17 protein-coding genes are annotated in these 17,229 nt (G+C 63.0%); 3 read left to right on the forward strand and 14 right to left on the reverse strand.

Translation table 11 applies throughout. The features are described 5' to 3' along the window. Positions 1-127 precede the first annotated feature (127 nt). From asd to ABYB95_RS00320, 14 genes are all read right to left on the reverse strand, one after another. The gene (asd, locus tag ABYB95_RS00255; RefSeq protein ID WP_372656420.1) at positions 128-1,258 is read right to left on the reverse strand and encodes an aspartate-semialdehyde dehydrogenase; all 1,131 of its coding nucleotides are present in this window, start codon (positions 1,256-1,258) and stop codon (positions 128-130) included. Positions 1,259-1,653: 395 nt separating this feature from the next. Beyond that, positions 1,654-2,724, reverse strand: a complete 1,071-nt coding sequence (leuB, locus tag ABYB95_RS00260) for a 3-isopropylmalate dehydrogenase (RefSeq protein ID WP_372656421.1) — start codon at positions 2,722-2,724, stop codon at positions 1,654-1,656. Beyond that, complete coding sequence (locus tag ABYB95_RS00265; protein ID WP_372656422.1) at positions 2,721-3,029, reverse strand: hypothetical protein; 309 nt, start codon at positions 3,027-3,029, stop codon at positions 2,721-2,723. Before ABYB95_RS00265 ends, leuB begins: the two co-directional genes overlap by 4 nt. Further along, positions 3,026-3,670 (reverse strand): 3-isopropylmalate dehydratase small subunit, encoded by a 645-nt coding sequence (gene leuD, locus ABYB95_RS00270; protein WP_372656423.1) that lies wholly within the window; start codon positions 3,668-3,670, stop codon positions 3,026-3,028. The genes ABYB95_RS00265 and leuD overlap by 4 nt, the downstream gene beginning before the upstream one ends. Next, complete coding sequence (locus ABYB95_RS00275; protein WP_372656424.1) at positions 3,667-3,798, reverse strand: entericidin A/B family lipoprotein; 132 nt, start codon at positions 3,796-3,798, stop codon at positions 3,667-3,669. The genes leuD and ABYB95_RS00275 overlap by 4 nt, the downstream gene beginning before the upstream one ends. A 19-nt stretch (positions 3,799-3,817) precedes the next feature. Continuing rightward, positions 3,818-5,239 (reverse strand): 3-isopropylmalate dehydratase large subunit, encoded by a 1,422-nt coding sequence (leuC, locus tag ABYB95_RS00280; protein ID WP_372656425.1) that lies wholly within the window; start codon positions 5,237-5,239, stop codon positions 3,818-3,820. Between the two features lie 36 nt (positions 5,240-5,275). Further along, the gene (locus ABYB95_RS00285; RefSeq protein WP_372656426.1) at positions 5,276-6,220 is read right to left on the reverse strand and encodes a LysR family transcriptional regulator; all 945 of its coding nucleotides are present in this window, start codon (positions 6,218-6,220) and stop codon (positions 5,276-5,278) included. Between the two features lie 176 nt (positions 6,221-6,396). Then, complete coding sequence (locus ABYB95_RS00290) at positions 6,397-7,698, reverse strand: citrate synthase (RefSeq protein ID WP_372656427.1); 1,302 nt, start codon at positions 7,696-7,698, stop codon at positions 6,397-6,399. Positions 7,699-7,722: 24 nt separating this feature from the next. Beyond that, the gene (locus tag ABYB95_RS00295) at positions 7,723-8,016 is read right to left on the reverse strand and encodes a succinate dehydrogenase assembly factor 2 (protein ID WP_372656428.1); all 294 of its coding nucleotides are present in this window, start codon (positions 8,014-8,016) and stop codon (positions 7,723-7,725) included. A gap of 19 nt (positions 8,017-8,035) precedes the next feature. Beyond that, positions 8,036-8,740: a succinate dehydrogenase iron-sulfur subunit gene (locus ABYB95_RS00300; protein WP_372656429.1), complete on the reverse strand. Its 705-nt coding sequence runs from the start codon at positions 8,738-8,740 to the stop codon at positions 8,036-8,038. Between the two features lie 43 nt (positions 8,741-8,783). Then, the gene (gene sdhA, locus ABYB95_RS00305) at positions 8,784-10,589 is read right to left on the reverse strand and encodes a succinate dehydrogenase flavoprotein subunit (RefSeq protein ID WP_372656430.1); all 1,806 of its coding nucleotides are present in this window, start codon (positions 10,587-10,589) and stop codon (positions 8,784-8,786) included. Positions 10,590-10,593: 4 nt separating this feature from the next. Then, positions 10,594-10,959, reverse strand: a complete 366-nt coding sequence (sdhD, locus tag ABYB95_RS00310) for a succinate dehydrogenase, hydrophobic membrane anchor protein (RefSeq protein ID WP_372656431.1) — start codon at positions 10,957-10,959, stop codon at positions 10,594-10,596. A gap of 39 nt (positions 10,960-10,998) precedes the next feature. Next, on the reverse strand, positions 10,999-11,430 hold the full coding sequence (sdhC, locus tag ABYB95_RS00315) for a succinate dehydrogenase, cytochrome b556 subunit (protein WP_372656432.1): 432 nt from the start codon (positions 11,428-11,430) through the stop codon (positions 10,999-11,001). A gap of 169 nt (positions 11,431-11,599) precedes the next feature. Further along, positions 11,600-12,400 carry a GntR family transcriptional regulator gene (locus ABYB95_RS00320; RefSeq protein ID WP_372656437.1) on the reverse strand — a complete coding sequence of 267 codons (801 nt, stop codon included), beginning with the start codon at positions 12,398-12,400 and terminating at the stop codon, positions 11,600-11,602. Positions 12,401-12,671: 271 nt separating this feature from the next. On the opposite strand from ABYB95_RS00320, the gene ABYB95_RS00325 reads away from it, so the two are divergent. The 3 genes from ABYB95_RS00325 to acnB form a co-directional block, all read left to right on the forward strand. After that, on the forward strand, positions 12,672-13,658 hold the full coding sequence (locus ABYB95_RS00325) for a malate dehydrogenase (RefSeq protein ID WP_372656433.1): 987 nt from the start codon (positions 12,672-12,674) through the stop codon (positions 13,656-13,658). Between the two features lie 8 nt (positions 13,659-13,666). Then, positions 13,667-14,689, forward strand: coding sequence for a CoA ester lyase (locus ABYB95_RS00330; protein WP_372656434.1), 1,023 nt, complete (start codon positions 13,667-13,669; stop codon positions 14,687-14,689). 68 nt (positions 14,690-14,757) lie between these two features. Beyond that, on the forward strand, positions 14,758-17,229 hold a 2,472-nt coding region (gene acnB, locus ABYB95_RS00335; RefSeq protein ID WP_372656435.1), incomplete at its 3' end, for a bifunctional aconitate hydratase 2/2-methylisocitrate dehydratase.

Genomic DNA, 17,229 nt, shown 5'->3' on the forward strand with positions numbered 1-17,229 from the left:
ACAAGCTGAGAATCCGCTTGAGTTTCTCAGCCGGTCTCCGGACGGGTTCAGAAGGTCGCTCTCGTTGCAGTCACACAACGTCTTGGCCCATGGCCTCTGCGCACGGCCACCCGGTGCTTGAAGCTGTTCAAGCGTCCAGAAGGATCCGCAACATGCGGCGCAAGGGTTCTGCGGCCCCCCACAACAACTGGTCACCCACGGTGAAGGCGCCGACATATTCCGGCCCCATCGCCAGTTTCCGAATGCGGCCCACGGGAATGCTCATGGTGCCGGTCACGGCCACTGGCGTGAGATCGGTGACCGTGGCCTCGCGCGTGTTCGGCACCACCTTCACCCAGGCGTTGTCGGCGGCGATCATGCCTTCTATATCGTCCAGCGGCACGTCTTTCTTGAGCTTGAAGGTCAAGGCCTGGCTGTGGCAGCGCATGGCGCCCACCCGCACACAGAAACCGTCCACCGGGATGGCCGGGCTGCCGAAACCTTCGCCGAGGCCCAGAATCTTGTTGGTCTCGGCCATGGCCTTCCACTCTTCCTTGGACACGCCGTTGCCCAGATCCTTGTCGATCCAGGGAATCAGGGAGCCGCCCAGAGGCACGCCAAAGTTGGCCGTTTCACCGGCGCTCAGGCTGCGCTGCTTGTCGATCACCTTGCGGTCGATTTCCAGGATGGCACTCTTGGGATCGTCGAGCAGGGCTTTGACTTCGGCATTGAGCGTGCCGTATTGCGTGAGCAACTCGCGCATGTGTTGCGCCCCGCCACCGGACGCCGCCTGGTAGGTCTGGGTGCTCATCCATTCGACCAGACCGGCCTTGTAGAGTGCGCCCACGCCCATCAGCATGCAGCTGACGGTGCAATTGCCACCCACCCAGTTCTTGCCGCCAGCGCTCAGCGCGTTGTGGATCACCGGCAGGTTGACCGGATCCAGCACGATGACGGCATCGCTGTTCATGCGCAGCGTCGAAGCGGCGTCGATCCAGTGCCCGTTCCATCCGGTGGCGCGCAGCTTGGAAAAAACTTCGGTGGTGTAGTCGCCGCCCTGGGCGGTGATGATGATGTCGCAGCGCTTGAGCGCGTCGATGTTGTACGCGTCTTGCAACTGGGTCTCGTTGCGCGCCATGGCCGGCGCTCGGCCGCCAGCATTCGAGGTGGAGAAGAACAGCGGCTCGATCAGGTCGAAGTCTTTCTCTTCGGCCATGCGATCCATCAACACCGAGCCGACCATGCCCCGCCAGCCGACCAAACCAACCAATTTGCTCATTTCAAACGCCCTTTCAAGTAAAAAAACAGGTCCAGACCTGACCGACTTGCCCGGCTCGTCTGGCCGGGAGGGGCGCACGACGAACCAGGCTGAGTCAGCCCTTAATGGTCGTGGTTTTGTTGGAGATTGCGCGCGCAGCCACACCGGCCAGGGAGGCGGGTGCAAGGTTCAGGACGAACGGGCGGGCGGCAAACATGGTTGTAAATTGTACCGGATATGGGCTTGTGCGCGGCCCCAACGCCACGCCAGGAGTCGACGGCTCGGGTGAGCGGGCCGCGAACGCCGAGACGGGCTTTGGGCGTGTTGCCCATTGCACAGCGCAGTACAGAGCTCAATGGGCAGAAAAAAGGCAGCTCATCGAGCTGCCCTTGCGATGCGACTTGACCGCTGCGCGATCAGGCCAAGGCTTTGACCACCGCGTCGCCCATTTCGCGGGTGCTCACAGCGGTGGTGCCCGGGCTGTGGATGTCTGCCGTGCGCAGGCCGAGTGCCAGCACCGATTTCACCGCGGTTTCGATGCGTTCGGCGGCTTCGGCCTGGTTCAGGCTGAAGCGCAGCATCATGGCGGCGCTGAGGATGGTGGCCAGCGGGTTGGCAATGCCTTTGCCGGCGATGTCGGGTGCACTGCCATGGCTGGGCTCGTAAAGACCCTGGCCCTTGCTGTTGAGGCTGGCCGAGGGCAGCATGCCGATGGAGCCGGTGAGCATGGAGGCTTCGTCGCTCAGGATGTCGCCGAACATGTTGCCGGTGACGATCACGTCGAAAGATTTGGGCGCTTTCACCAGTTGCATGGCCGCGTTGTCCACGTACATGTGCTGCAGCTCCACGTCGGGGTATTCGGCATGCACTTCGGTGACCACGTCTTTCCAGAACTGGAAGGTTTCCAGCACATTGGCCTTGTCCACGCTGGTCAGCTTTTTACCGCGCTTGCGGGCGGCCTGGAACGCCACGTGGGCGATGCGCTCGATTTCGGGTTTGCTGTAGCGCATGGTGTCGAAGGCTTCTTCGGCACCGGGGAAGTGCCCGTCGGTGGCCACCCGGCGCCCGCGTGGTTGGCCGAAGTAGATGTCGCCCGTCAGCTCGCGGATGATGAGGATGTCGAGTCCCGAAATCAGTTCGGGCTTCAGGCTGGAAGCGCTCACCAGCTGTTCGTAGCAGATGGCGGGGCGGAAGTTGGCGAACAAACCCATGTGCTTGCGCAGGCCCAGAATGGCTTGTTCGGGACGCAGAGGGCGGTCCAGCTTGTCGTATTTCCAGTCACCGACGGCACCAAACAGCACCGCGTCGGCATCCATCGCCAGTTTCAGGGTGGTTTCGGGCAGCGGGTGACCGTGTTCCTCGTAGGCGGCGCCGCCCACCAGGGCGCTTTCCATTTCGAAGGGCATGCCGAGTGCGTCAAGGACTTTGACGGCTTCGGCCACGATTTCGGTGCCGATGCCATCGCCGGGCAGAACTGCAATTTTCACGAAGAATTCCTTGGGAGTTTGTGGGCGATGCGCTGGACCAGTACATGCTCACAAGTTTTGAAGATCAGATAAAAACACACCGCCAGGGCGGTACTGAAGACCAGTTCGGCCAGTTGCCACAAGGCGCCATCCTGGATCGCGTCCCAGCCATACATCCAGAGAAAACCGATGTTGGCCGAGAACATGTGCACCAGGTTCAAGGAGGCCGCGCCGAACACGACAAAGGCCACCGCCATCAGCACATAGCTGATCAACCAGTGGCGCAACAGCCACCGAAAGACGGGGGTGTGTTCGGCGGGTGTCACATCGTGTGAGCGAGCCAGGGTTTGGTGGCCAGGCGTTCGCTTTCGAAGCGGGCGATCTTGTCTTTGTGCCGCAGCGTCAACCCGATGTCGTCCAGGCCGTTCAACAGGCAGTACTTGCGAAACGCCTGCACTTCAAACGGGATCTCGTCGCCCTGGGCCCTGACGATCACCTGGCGTTCCAGGTCGACGGTCAGCTCGTAGCCGGGGAAGGCGTGGACTTCGTCGAACAGCTGGTCCACGGTGGCCTCGGGCAGCACGATGGGCAGCAGACCGTTCTTGAAACAATTGTTGAAGAAAATGTCGGCGTAGCTGGGCGCGATGATGGCGCGAAAACCGTATTGGTCGATGGCCCAGGGCGCGTGCTCTCGGCTCGATCCACAACCAAAATTTTTGCGGGCGAGCAAGACGCTGGCGCCCGCGTAACGCGGCTGGTTGAGCACGAAGTCCGGGTTGGGCTTGCGGCTGGCCAGGTCCTGGCCGGGTTCACCCTTGTCGAGGTAACGCCACTGGTCAAACAGGTTGGGGCCAAAGCCGGTCTTGCGGATCGACTTCAGGAACTGCTTGGGAATGATGGCGTCGGTGTCGACATTGGCGCGGTCCATGGGCGCGACCAAGCCCTTGTGTACGGTGAACTTGTTCATTTTTTCTTGGCGGCGTCTTCCAAGACTTGCCCGCCTTGTTTGATGTCCTGGCCAACGCCTTGAACGGTGTTGCAAGCGGTCAGAGCCAGCATGAAAGAGACGGCGAGCAGAGCGGCGATGGATTTCATGGCGTTTTCCTTTTATGCGTTAAGCGAATTGACGGACATCGACGAAATGACCATGGACGGCGGCGGCGGCGGCCATGGCGGGGGAAACCAGGTGGGTACGGCCGCCCGCACCTTGGCGGCCTTCAAAGTTGCGGTTGGAGGTGGAGGCACAGCGCTCGCCCGGCTCCAGGCGGTCGGCGTTCATGGCCAGGCACATGGAGCAACCGGGTTCGCGCCATTCGAAGCCGGCGGCTTTGAAGATCTCGTGCAGGCCTTCGCGCTCGGCTTGTTCCTTCACCAGGCCGGAGCCTGGCACCACCATGGCGAGCTTGACGTTCTTGGCCACTTTCTGGCCCAGCTTCTTGACCAGGGCCGCAGCTTCGCGCATGTCTTCGATGCGGCTGTTGGTGCAGGAGCCGATGAAGACCTTGTCGACATAAATGTCGTTCAGGCGTTTGCCCGGCTCCAAGCCCATGTAGCTCAAGGCGCGCTCGATGGCGTCGCGCTTGCCGGCGTCTTTTTCACGATCGGGATCGGGCACCCGGGCGTCGATGCCGAGCACCATCTCGGGCGAGGTGCCCCAGGTGACTTGCGGCAGGATCTGGCTGGCGTCGAGTTCGACCACGGCGTCAAACGCGGCGTCGGCGTCGGAGTGCAGCGTGTTCCAGTAGCGCACGGCCTGGTCCCATTCCACGCCCGTGGGCGAGAGGGGACGACCTTTCACATAGGCGATGGTCTTGTCGTCCACCGCCACCAGGCCCGCGCGGGCACCGGCTTCGATGGCCATGTTGCACACCGTCATGCGGCCTTCCATGGACAGCGCACGGATGGCCGGGCCACCGAATTCGATGGTGTAACCGGTGCCGCCGGCGGTGCCGATCTTGCCGATGATGGCCAGCACAATGTCTTTGGCCGTCACGCCCTTGGCGAGCGCGCCATCCACTTTCACCAGCATGTTTTTGGCCTTTTTGGCCAGCAGGGTTTGCGTGGCCATCACGTGCTCAACCTCGCTGGTGCCAATGCCGTGGGCGAGTGCGCCAAAAGCGCCGTGGGTGGAGGTGTGCGAATCGCCGCAGACCACGGTCATGCCGGGCAGGGTGGCGCCGTTTTCAGGGCCGATGACGTGCACGATGCCCTGGCGCTTGGACATGAAGGGAAAGAAGGCCGCCGCGCCGAACTCGGCGATGTTGTCGTTGAGCGTGGTGATCTGCTCTTTGCTGATCGGATCGGTGATGCCGTCGTAGCCCAGTTCCCAGCCGGTGGTGGGGGTGTTGTGGTCGGCGGTGGCGACCACCGAGCTCATGCGCCAGATCTTGCGCCCGGCCTGGCGCAGCCCTTCGTAGGCCTGTGGGCTGGTCACTTCATGGACCAGGTGGCGGTCGATGTAGAGCACCGAGGTGCCGTCTTCTTCGGTGTGGACGATGTGTTCGTCCCAGATCTTGTCGTAGAGGGTGCGTGGCATGGCGGTGGGTTTCTGTTTCTTGGAGTTGAGGTGATTTTAAGCGGGCAGATGGCCCGCCTGCGCGCTCAGATGGGCAACCAGCAGGCGGGCGGTGACGGGCAGGGAGGAAAAGTCGCGGGCGACGAGATCGATCTGGCGGCGGGCCCATGTGTCGCTCAGAGGCACGCAGGCCAGATCGCCCACGCCGTGCATCAGCTCGAAAGCGCGCTGCGGCATGAGGCCCACGCCCAACCCGTTGTGGATCATGCGGCACATGGCGTCCAGCCCGGTCACACGGATGCGCAAACGGATGCCCCGTCCCGTGGTTGCAGCGGCGGCGTGCATGGCGAGGTAAATGGAACTGTTCGCATGCAGGCCCACATGGTCCCAGTCCAGACTTTCGGCGAAGGCCAGCGTTGGGCGCTCGGCCAGCGGGTGGTTGCGCGGCACCACGAGCGCGAGGTGGTCTTGCCGGTAAGGGTGGGTCTGGAGGCCGAGCGGTTGACCAGAAGTACCCGTGTGGCCCGTGTGGCAGATGCCGAGGTCGGCCGCGCCTTCGTGCACGGCGCGCACCACCTCGGTGGAGAGGTGTTCTTCCAGATCGATCTTGATCTGCTCGTGGGCGCGGATGAAGGTGCCGAGGTCTTCGGGCAAGAACTGCACGATGGCCGAAATGTTGGCGTGCACCCGGACGTGGCCGCGCACACCGTCGGCGTATTCCGACAGTTCGCCCTGCATTTTGTCCAGGCTGAACAGCACGGAGCGCGCATGGTGCAACAGGCTTTGGCCGGCTGGCGTCGGCGTGGCGCCCCGGGCGTTGCGGTAGAGCAGGCTGCTGCCCACGGCGGATTCCAGGTCGGACACCCGTTTGCTGACGGCCGAAGTCGCCATGAATTCCTGTTCGGCGGCTTTGCCAATGCTGCCGCGCTCGCACACCGCAACAAAGAGTTGCAGCGAGGTGAGATCGATGCGGCGGGTGAAACTGCGTTCGGGGGCGTTCATGGTGGACCAACTGGGGGCACTGTCGTCGCATTCTGCGATGAGTTGTCCATTTTCTACCCTTGGAGTGATTCTGTCCTTCGTATTCCACGAATACCGTAGCCGCCAAAACAAAACCCGCCGAGCGGGCGCTGGGCGGGTTTTGCAGAAGGTTTGCGGCCCGGTGGACCGCATGGCGATCAGCGTGGCTTCACGTCGCGGCGCTCGGAGCCGGTGAACAGCTGGCGCGGACGGCCGATCTTGTACTCGGGGTCGCCGATCATTTCGTTGAGCTGGGCGATCCAGCCCACGGTGCGTGCCAAGGCGAACACGCCGGTGAACAGGTTCACGGGAATGCCGATGGCGCGCTGCACGATGCCGGAGTAGAAGTCGACGTTGGGGTAGAGCTTGCGGGAGACGAAGTAATCGTCTTCCAGCGCGATTTTTTCCAGCTCTTTTGCCAGTTTGAACAATGGGTCGTTTTCCAGGCCCAGCGCTTCCAGCACCTCGTTGCAGGTTTCCTGCATGAGTTTGGCGCGTGGATCGTAGTTTTTGTACACGCGGTGTCCAAAGCCCATGAGCTTGACGCCGGAGTTCTTGTCTTTCACCTGCTCCATGAACTCGCCGACCTTGGCGACACCGCCCTGGCGCTGGATGTCTTCCAGCATGTTCAGGCAGGCTTCGTTGGCGCCGCCGTGGGCAGGGCCCCAGAGGCAGGCCACGCCAGCGGAGATGGCGGCAAAGGGGTTGGTGCCCGACGATGCGCACAGGCGCACGGTCGAGGTCGACGCGTTTTGCTCGTGGTCGGCGTGCAGGATGAAGATGCGGTCCAGCGCGCGTTCGATCACCGGGTTGACCACGTAGTCCTCACACGGCGTGCCGAACATCATGCGCATGAAGTTGCCGGCGTAGCTCAGGTTGTTCTGCGGGTACATGTAGGGCTGGCCCATCTTGTACTTGTACGCCAGCGCCACCAGCGTGGGCATCTTGGCAATCAGGCGGATGGCCGCGATCTCGCGGTGCTCCGGATTGTTGATGTCGGTGCTGTCGTGGTAGAAGGCCGACAGACCGCCGACCAGGCCGGTCAGAATCGCCATCGGGTGCGCGTCGCGGCGGAAACCGCGCAGGAAAAATTGCATCTGCTCGTTGACCATGGTGTGGTTGGTCACGAGCTTGTGGAAATCGGTGCGCTCTTTGTCGTTGGGCAGTTCGCCCTTGAGCAACAGGTGGCAGGTGTCCAGGTAGTCGCAATGCGTGGCCAGCTGCTCGATCGGGTAGCCGCGGTACAGCAGTTCGCCCTTGTCGCCGTCGATGTAGGTGATCGACGATTGGCAGGCAGCGGTCGACAGGAAACCGGGGTCGTAGGTGAACATGCCGGTCTGCGCGTACAGCTTGCGGATGTCGACCACATCGGGGCCGACGCTGCCTTTGTAGACCGGCAGTTCTACGCTAGGACTTCCGTTGGAGAAAGACAGAGTGGCTTTGTTGTCTGCGAGGTTCATGACATTTCCTTTTTGACGCGGTTCTTAAACGGGTGGTCGGGCAGCGCGTAGCAGACCCAGCAATTGCGTGACACTGTCACGGTTCAGCTCGCCTTGGGGCAGCTTTCGGCCCAGCAACAAATCCAGCAGATCGTTGTCGGACAGATCCATCAAATCCCCCAGGGTTTCGGCTTGACCGACAGTCAAGCCAGATTCGTGCCTGACAAAAAAACGCTCGATGAACAAGTCGTTTTCCAGCAGCCCACGGCGGCAACGCCATTTGAGCCGGCTCAGGCCCCGCTCGTCGAGCAGGGCTTCGGGGTTCACGGTGGTGTTCATGGGCCAGAGGGGATGCGCTTCAGACGGCGCGCATCACCATCATTTCTTTGATCTTGCCGATGGCCTTGGTCGGGTTGAGACCCTTGGGGCAGACATCGACACAGTTCATGATGGTGTGGCAGCGGAACAGGCGGTAGGGGTCTTCGAGGTTGTCCAGGCGCTCGGCCGTGCCGTCGTCGCGGCTGTCGGCGATGAAGCGGTAGGCCTGCAGCAGACCGGCCGGGCCGACGAACTTGTCGGGGTTCCACCAGAAACTCGGGCAGCTGGTGGAGCAGCTGGCGCACAGAATGCACTCGTACAAGCCGTTGAGCTCATCGCGCTCCTCGGGGCTTTGCAGACGCTCGCGCTCAGGGGGAGGGGCGTCGGTGATCAGGTAGGGCTTGATGCTGTTGTATTGCTTGAAGAACAGCGTCATGTCCACGATCAGGTCGCGCACCACGGGCAGGCCGGGCAGGGGCTTCAATACGATCACGCCGGGCAAGGTGTTCATATTGGTCAGGCAGGCCAGACCGTTCTTGCCGTTGATGTTCATGGCGTCCGAGCCGCACACGCCTTCGCGGCAGGAGCGGCGGAACGAGATCGTCGGGTCGACCTTCTTGAGCTTGCCCAGCGCGTCCAGCAGCATGCGCTCGTGGCCGTCGAGTTCGACCTCGATGGTTTGCATGTACGGCTTGGCGTCTTTTTCCGGGTCGTAGCGGTAGATCTTGAATGTGCGTAGGGCCATGGTGTTTTTCTCCGGGCTTCGTGAGGCGGGTGTGGGCAGGTGCTTAGAAGGTACGAACCTTGGGCGGCACCGACGCCACGGTCAGCGGCTTCAAGTTGACGGGTTTGTACGACAGGCTGTTGGTGGCGCTGTCCCACAGGGTGTGCTTCATCCACTCCTTGTCGTTGCGGCCCAACGGGAACTCGGCGTCGTCGGCCGGGCGCTCGTAGTCGTTCACGGTGTGCGCGCCACGGCATTCTTTGCGGGCGGCGGCCGAGGTCATGGTTGCTTGAGCCACTTCCATCAGGTTCTCCACTTCCAGCGCTTCGATGCGTGCGGTGTTGAAGACCTTGGATTTGTCGCCCAGATGGATCGCACCCACACGTTCGCGCATGGCATTGATCTTGGTCACACCCTCGTCGAGGATGGCCTGCGTGCGGAACACGCCGGCGTGTTGCTGCATGGCCGCGCGCAGGTCGTTGGCCACATCTTGCGAATACTCGCCGCTGGTGGAGTTGTCCAAGCGGGCCAGGCGGGCCAGGGTTTTGTCCGCAGCGTCGGCGGGCAAGGGCTTGTGCGACACGGACTTGTCGTTGGTTTCGACGATGTGGTTGCCGGCGGCACGGCCAAACACCAACAAGTCGAGCAAGGAGTTGGTGCCCAGGCGGTTGGCACCGTGCACGCTGACGCAGGCGCATTCGCCCACGGCGTACAAGCCGTTGACCACTTTTTGAGCGCCGGCGCCATCGGGCGTGACCACCTGGCCGCTGATGTTGGTGGGAATGCCACCCATCTGGTAGTGGATGGTGGGCACCACGGGGATGGGCTCGCGGGTGATGTCGACGTTGGCGAAGTTCACGCCGATCTCGTACACCGATGGCAGGCGCTTGTGGATGGTCTCAGCGCCGAGATGGTCCAGCTTCATGAGGATGTAGTCCTTGTTCGGACCACAGCCACGGCCTTCCTTGATCTCCTGGTCCATGCAGCGGGACACGAAGTCGCGCGGAGCCAGATCTTTCAGCGTGGGCGCGTAGCGTTCCATGAAACGCTCGCCTTCGTTGTTGAGCAGGATCGCGCCTTCGCCACGGCAGCCTTCGGTCAGCAACACGCCCGCGCCGGCCACGCCGGTGGGGTGGAATTGCCAGAACTCCATGTCTTGCAGCGGAATGCCCGCGCGCGCTGCCATGCCCAGGCCGTCACCGGTGTTGATGAAGGCGTTGGTGCTGGCCGCAAAAATGCGCCCGGCGCCACCGGTGGCCAGCAAGGTTTGCTTGGCTTCCAGGATGTAGGTTTCGCCGGTTTCCATTTCCAGCGCGGTCACGCCCACCACGTCGCCATCGGCGTCGCGGATCAGGTCGAGCGCCATCCACTCCACGAAGAACGTGGTTTTGGCTTCGACGTTCTGCTGGTACAGCGTGTGCAACATGGCGTGGCCGGTGCGGTCGGCAGCGGCGCAGGCGCGCTGCACCGGCTTTTCGCCGTAGTTGGCGGTGTGGCCGCCGAACGGGCGCTGGTAAATCGTGCCGTCCGGGTTGCGGTCGAAAGGCATGCCGAAGTGTTCGAGTTCGTAAACCACCTTGGGTGCTTCGCGGCACATGAACTCGATCGCGTCCTGGTCGCCCAGCCAGTCGGAGCCCTTGATGGTGTCGTAGAAGTGGTAGTGCCAGTTGTCCTCGCTCATGTTGCCCAGGCTGGCGCTCACGCCACCTTGTGCGGCGACGGTGTGCGAGCGGGTGGGGAACACTTTGGACAGCACGGCCACTTTCAGGCCGGCGCGGGCGAGTTGCAGCGAGGCGCGCATGCCGGAGCCACCGGCCCCCACGATCACGACGTCGAATTTGCGCTTGGGAAGATTGCTTGTTGCGGTCATGGCTTTAGAGCCTCCAGAGAACTTGAACGGCCCAGCCGAGGCAGGACACCAGCCAGACGATGGTGAACACGTGCAGGACCACGCGGATGCCCGCGGGTTTGACGTAGTCCATCCAGATGTCGCGCATGCCGACCCACACGTGGTAGGCCAGGGCGATGAAGACGGCGAAGGTGAGACCCTTCATCCACTGGGCGGCGAAGATGCCGGCCCAGGACTCGTAGCCGATGGGGCCGCTGCTGAACACCAGCTGAGCGAGCACCACCAGGGTGAACAGCGCCATGATGGCGGCGGTCAGGCGCTGGGCGAGCCAGTCGCGCAAGCCGTAGTGGGCGCCCGTGACGACGCGTTTGGAACCGAAATTGACGGACATGGTGGGGTTTCCTCTTGTTCTCTTTTTAGGGCTGTCGGCTCAATAAAGACCGAAGAGCTTGGCGCCCAGCACCAGGGTCAGCCCGATGCTCAACACCAGGGTGACGATGGCCGAAGACTTGCCGAATTCTTTGCTCACGGCGTGGCACGCGTCCATGTACAGGTGGCGCACGCCGGCGATCAGGTGGTGCAGGTAGGCCCAGATGATGCCCAGCACCACGAGCTTGAACAACCAGCCGGGCACAAAGCCGAGACCGACCGCGAAGGCGGCGGTGAAGCGTTCAAACGAGATTTCGGACGACACCGAAGTGTCGAACATCCAGACGATCAAGGGCAGGAGGATGAACATCAGACCACCGCTGGCGCGGTGCAGGATCGACACCCAACCCGCTGGCGGCAGGCGGTAGGTGGTGAGATCCGTGAAGGCGTTGATGTTGCGGAACTCGGGCCGCTTGGCTTTCAACTCGGTCATGGTGGGGCTTTCTTCCGGGGTGGATGCAGAGAGGGCGAAAAGGGGATGTAACGCGGCGGTAACTCAGGGCGCGGACCTGCAAATTCTATTGCAATGCAGCATGTGCAGGCGCGGCGCGGGCCAGGAGCCCGGTGCCGGATCGGCTGGACAGTGTTTGCGGCATCGGGCTTCAGCTCAGTTCGTTGTGGTAGTGGCGGGTTTCGGTGCGGTAGAGGCCGCGGCGCAGTTCCATGGGCACGTTGTTGTAGGTATAGGCCAGGCGCTCCACGCTGAGCAAAGGCAGGCCCAATGGCACGTCGAGCAAAGCCGCATCCTCGGCTTCGGCGCCCACGGCCTTCACCTTTTCCACCGCGCGCACCATGCGCACGCCGAACTGGGTTTCGAACAGGGCGTACATGGGACCTTTGTCGTCGGCCAGGGCCTCCAGGGTCAGCCCCTTGAAGGCGACGCCGGGCAGCCAGATGTCTTCCAGAATGGTGGGCACACCCGCGAAAGCCAGGACGCGGCGCACCTGCAGCACCGGGTCACCGGTGCGCAATTCGAGCTGCCGGGCGATTTCGGCCGACGCGCGCAGGCGGCGGCATTCGATGATGCGCCGCTCCGCCGAACCTTGCGCGGCCAGGGTGCCGACGTCGGGCAGCAGGCGCAGAAAGCGGTACTGGATGTGTTGTTCGGCGTGGGTGGCGACAAACGTGCCCTTGCCTTGGCGGCGCACCAGCAGGTTGTCGGTGGCCAGTTCGTCGATGGCTTTGCGCACCGTGCCCTGGCTGACGCGAAAGCGCGCCGCCAGATCGAATTCGCTGGGAATGGCGTCACCGGGCTTCCACTCGCCGGACTGCAGGCTGCGCAACAGCAGTGTCTTGATCTGCTGGTACAAGGGGCTGAAAGCAGGGGCGGTCTGACCTGTTGGCGCGCTGTCTGCGCTGGTGGGCGCACCCGTCTCCACCGACAAGCCGGGGCCGGTCGTCATCGCATCTGGATGAGGGTGGGGAGGGGTTGCCATGAGGTGGGAGACGAGGAAGAGCTGCGGAAAAAGGACTGCGCGGAGCCGTTCGATGGACTTGAATCATATCTTATATAAGACATAAGACAAATTGACGTATCAGGGTTTGCGAGAGTACACTCGTGGGCGTGCCAAAACCACATGGATGCGGGTTAACCCGCATCAAAATCCGTGTCCCAAGGCCATCCATTTCCCGCCTTTGTTTCCTTTTTCACCGTCCTAATCTGGAGTTTTCACCATGAGCAAAAAGCCTGTTCGCGTTGCCGTCACCGGCGCCGCTGGTCAAATTGGATACGCCCTGCTGTTTCGCATCGCCTCGGGCGAAATGCTGGGCAAAGACCAGCCCGTGATCCTGCAATTGCTGGAAGTGCCGGTTGAAGGCCCCCAGAAAGCGCTCAAGGGCGTGATGATGGAACTGGAAGACTGCGCTTTCCCTCTGCTGGTGGGCATGGAAGCGCACAGCGACCCGATGACGGCGTTCAAAGACACCGACTACGCCTTGCTGGTGGGTTCCATGCCCCGCAAGGCCGGCATGGAACGCGCCGAGTTGCTGGCCATCAACGGCCAGATCTTCACCGCCCAGGGCAAGGCGCTGAACGCCGTGGCTTCGCGCAATGTCAAGGTGCTGGTGGTGGGCAACCCCGCCAACACCAACGCCTACATTGCCATGAAGAGCGCGCCCGATCTGAACCCCAACAACTTCACCGCCATGCTGCGCCTGGACCACAACCGTGCCGCCAGCCAGATCGCCGCCAAGACCGGCAAGCCCGTGTCCGCCATTAAGAAGCTGGCCGTGTGGGGCAACCACTCGCCCACCATGTACGCCGACTACCGCTTCGCCACCATCGACGGCGCTTCGGTGAAAGACATGATCAACGACCAGGTCTGGAACAAGGACGTGTTCCTGCCCACCGTGGGCAAGCGCGGTGCCGCCATCATCGAAGCGCGTGGCCTGTCTTCGGCGGCTTCTGCTGCCAACGCCGCCATCGACCACATGCGCGACTGGGCACTGGGCACCAACGGCGAGTGGGTGACCATGGGCATTCCTTCGCAAGGCTGGTACGGCATTCCGAAAGACACCATGTTCGGCTTCCCTGTGACTTGCGCCAACGGCGAGTACAAGGTCGTTGAAGGCCTGGAGATCGATGCGTTCTCGCAAGAGTGCATCAACAAGACCCTGGCCGAACTCGAAGGCGAAAAAGACGGCGTGAAACACTTGCTGTGATGCACTGAGTGAAACCGCATCCCGCTCAAATACTGCTTGGCGCCCAGGCCGGCGCGTTCGCGTTGCCGGTTTGTGACCATTACAGCGGTGTCGAGGCGCGGATGCGCAAAAGCCTGCAATTGCAAGCCGAGCTGACCGAAGAATTCGGCGCCTGTGTTTTTGACGTCACCCTCGATTGCGAAGACGGCGCCCCGGTGGGCGGCGAAGCCGAGCACGCGGCCCTGGTCACCGAGCTGGCGCTGGGCGCTGCGCCGCAAGCGCGCGTGGCGGTCCGGGTACACCCGGTGGACCACGCCTCGTTTGACGCCGATGTGGCCAAGATCGCGGGGCTGGCCGGGCAACGCCTGTGCCATTTGATGGTGCCCAAGGTCGAGTCGGTGGCCGATGTGGACCGCGCCGTGGCCGCCCTCGATGCCGCTGGTGCCAGCGCGCTGCCGCTGCATGTGCTCATCGAATCCCGCGCTGCTGTGCACTGTGCTTTTGACATCGCGGCCCATGCGCGCGTGCAGTCCCTCAGCTTTGGCTTGATGGACTTCGTATCTGCCCATGGCGGCGCCATTCCCAGCGAGGGCATGGGGGTCTCGGGGCAGTTCACGCACCCGCTGATCCTGCGCGCCAAGATCGAGATCGCTTCGGCCTGCCATGCCCACGGCAAGGTGCCTTCGCATTGTGTGGTGACCGAGTTCAAGGATCTCGAAGCCTTGAAAGGCGCCGCGCTGCAAGCCGCCACCCAGCTGGGCTACACGCGCATGTGGAGCATCCACCCAGACCAGATCCGCACCATCGTGGCTGCGTTCGCCCCGGCCCGCTCCGAGGTGGACACGGCCATTGCCATCATCGAACGCGCCGCCGCCGCCGACTGGGCACCGTTGCAGCACGCCGGACGTTTGCACGACCGGGCGAGCTACCGTTACTTCTGGCAGGTGCTGGAGCGGGCGCACCAAACTGGGCTGGTTCTGCCCAAAACGGTGCTGGCCTTGTTCCAGACCGAGCCGTCGGCAGAGGCCGGTGCCGCAGAGGCGCGGCACTGAGCTTGCTTGACCCCGTACCAGAACCCATCAGACCCCACCACTTTTCCGTTTCATTCCTGGAGAAAACCATGTCTTCCACTTTTCTGACCGACTACCGCGCCCACGTGGCCGAACGCGCCGCCCTGGGCATTCCGCCACTCGCGCTGGATGCCAAGCAGGTGGCCGACCTGATCGAACTGATCAAGAACCCGCCCGCTGGCGAAGACGCTTTCTTGCTGGACTTGCTCACCCACCGCGTGCCACCCGGCGTGGACGACGCCGCCAAGGTCAAGGCCAGCTTCCTGGCTGCCGTGGCCCACGGTGACGAAAAAGTGGCGCTGATCTCCAAGGCCAAGGCCACCGAACTGCTGGGCACCATGGTGGGCGGCTTCAACGTGCACCCGCTGATCGAGTTGCTGGACGACGCCGAAGTCGCCCCTGTGGCCGCCGAAGGCCTGAAGAAGACGCTGCTGATGTTCGACTTCTTCAACGACGTGGCCGAAAAAGCCAAGGCCGGCAACGCCAAGGCCAAAGAAGTGATGCAAAGCTGGGCCGACGGCGAGTGGTTCACCACGCGCCCCGAGGTCGAGAAGAAGATCACCGTCACCGTGTTCAAGGTGCCCGGCGAAACCAATACCGACGACCTGTCGCCCGCGCCCGACGCCACCACGCGTCCCGACATCCCCATGCACTACCTGGCCATGCTGAAGAACACGCGCCCGGACGCGGCCTTCAAGCCCGAAGAAGACGGCAAGCGCGGGCCCATGCAGTTCATCGAAGACCTGAAGAAAAAAGGCAACCTGGTCGCCTACGTGGGCGATGTGGTCGGCACCGGCTCCAGCCGCAAGTCGGCCACCAACAGCGTGGTCTGGGCCACCGGCCAGGACATCCCGTTTGTGCCCAACAAGCGCTTCGGCGGCGTCACGCTGGGTGGCAAGATCGCTCCCATCTTCTTCAACACGCAAGAAGACTCCGGCTCGCTGCCGATTGAAGTGGACGTGTCGAAGCTGGAAATGGGCGACGTGGTCGACGTCATGCCCTACGACGGCAAGATCGTCAAAGACGGCAAGACCGTGGTCGAGTTCCAGTTGAAGAGCGATGTGCTGTTCGACGAAGTGCGCGCCGGTGGCCGCATCAACCTCATCATTGGCCGCGCGCTCACCGCCAAGGCGCGTGAGTTCCTGGGCCTGCCGGTCTCCACCCTGTTCCGCCTGCCCACACCGCCCAAGGAAACCAAGGCCGGTTTCACGCTGGCGCAAAAAATGGTCGGCCGCGCGGTCGGTTTGCCAGAAGGCCAGGGCGTGCGCCCCGGTACCTATTGCGAACCCAAGATGACCACCGTGGGTTCGCAAGACACCACCGGCCCCATGACCCGCGACGAGCTGAAAGACCTGGCCTGCCTGGGCTTCTCGGCCGATCTGGTGATGCAGTCCTTCTGCCACACCGCCGCCTACCCCAAGACCGTGGACGTGAAAACCCACCGCGAACTGCCGGCCTTCATCAGCAGCCGCGGCGGCGTGGCCTTGCGCCCCGGCGACGGCGTCATCCACTCCTGGCTCAACCGCCTGCTGTTGCCCGATACGGTCGGCACCGGTGGCGACAGCCACACGCGTTTCCCCATTGGCATCAGCTTCCCGGCTGGCTCCGGCCTGGTGGCTTTTGGCGCGGCCACCGGCGTGATGCCGCTGGACATGCCCGAGTCGGTGCTGGTGCGCTTCAAAGGCCAGATGCAGCCCGGCGTGACCCTGCGCGATCTGGTGCACGCGATTCCTTTGTACGGCATCAAACAAGGTTTGCTGACCGTGGCCAAGGCCGGCAAGATCAACGAGTTCTCCGGCCGCATTCTGGAAATCGAAGGCTTGCCAGACCTCAAGGTCGAGCAGGCGTTTGAACTCTCCGACGCGTCCGCCGAGCGCTCCGCCGCCGGTTGCACCATCAAGCTCAACCCCGAGCCGATCAAGGAATACCTCACCAGCAACATCGTGCTGATGAAGAACATGATCGCCAACGGTTACGCCGATGCGCGCACCCTGCAGCGCCGCATCGAAAAGGTGGAAGCCTGGCTGGCCAACCCCAACCTGCTGGAAGCCGACAAAGACGCCGAATACGCGCACGTCATCGAAATCGATCTGGCCGACATCAAGGAACCCATCCTCTGCTGCCCCAACGATCCGGACGATGCCAAAACCCTGTCTGAAGTGGCCGGCACCAAGATCGACGAGGCCTTTATCGGTTCGTGCATGACCAACATCGGCCACTTCCGCGCAGCCGCCAAGCTGCTCGGCGGCCAGCGCGACATCCCGGTCAAGCTCTGGGTGGCACCGCCGACCAAGATGGACGAGAGCGAGCTGATCAAGGAAGGCCACTACGCGGCCTTCGGCACCGCCGGCGCCCGCACCGAGATGCCCGGCTGCTCGCTGTGCATGGGCAACCAGGCGCAGGTGCGCGAGGGCGCGACCGTGGTGTCCACCTCCACGCGCAACTTCCCGAACCGCCTGGGCAAGAACACCAACGTGTTCCTGGCCTCGGCCGAGCTGGCCGCCATCGCCTCCAAGCTGGGC

Source organism: Hydrogenophaga sp., assembly GCF_041633695.1.
GTDB lineage: Bacteria > Pseudomonadota > Gammaproteobacteria > Burkholderiales > Burkholderiaceae_C > Hydrogenophaga.

Coding starts and splice junctions, on each gene's coding strand:
- ABYB95_RS00275 (WP_372656424.1), bottom strand. CDS start 3,798: ATGAAATCCATCGCCGCTCTGCTCGCCGTCTCTTTCATGCTGGCTCTG.
- sdhC (WP_372656432.1), bottom strand. CDS start 11,430: ATGACCGAGTTGAAAGCCAAGCGGCCCGAGTTCCGCAACATCAACGCC.
- leuC (WP_372656425.1), bottom strand. CDS start 5,239: ATGCCACGCACCCTCTACGACAAGATCTGGGACGAACACATCGTCCAC.
- ABYB95_RS00300 (WP_372656429.1), bottom strand. CDS start 8,740: ATGGCCCTACGCACATTCAAGATCTACCGCTACGACCCGGAAAAAGAC.
- asd (WP_372656420.1), bottom strand. CDS start 1,258: ATGAGCAAATTGGTTGGTTTGGTCGGCTGGCGGGGCATGGTCGGCTCG.
- ABYB95_RS00325 (WP_372656433.1), top strand. CDS start 12,672: ATGAGCAAAAAGCCTGTTCGCGTTGCCGTCACCGGCGCCGCTGGTCAA.
- ABYB95_RS00290 (WP_372656427.1), bottom strand. CDS start 7,698: ATGAACCTCGCAGACAACAAAGCCACTCTGTCTTTCTCCAACGGAAGT.
- leuD (WP_372656423.1), bottom strand. CDS start 3,670: ATGAACAAGTTCACCGTACACAAGGGCTTGGTCGCGCCCATGGACCGC.
- sdhD (WP_372656431.1), bottom strand. CDS start 10,959: ATGTCCGTCAATTTCGGTTCCAAACGCGTCGTCACGGGCGCCCACTAC.
- ABYB95_RS00295 (WP_372656428.1), bottom strand. CDS start 8,016: ATGAACACCACCGTGAACCCCGAAGCCCTGCTCGACGAGCGGGGCCTG.
- ABYB95_RS00320 (WP_372656437.1), bottom strand. CDS start 12,400: ATGACGACCGGCCCCGGCTTGTCGGTGGAGACGGGTGCGCCCACCAGC.
- ABYB95_RS00285 (WP_372656426.1), bottom strand. CDS start 6,220: ATGAACGCCCCCGAACGCAGTTTCACCCGCCGCATCGATCTCACCTCG.
- sdhA (WP_372656430.1), bottom strand. CDS start 10,589: ATGACCGCAACAAGCAATCTTCCCAAGCGCAAATTCGACGTCGTGATC.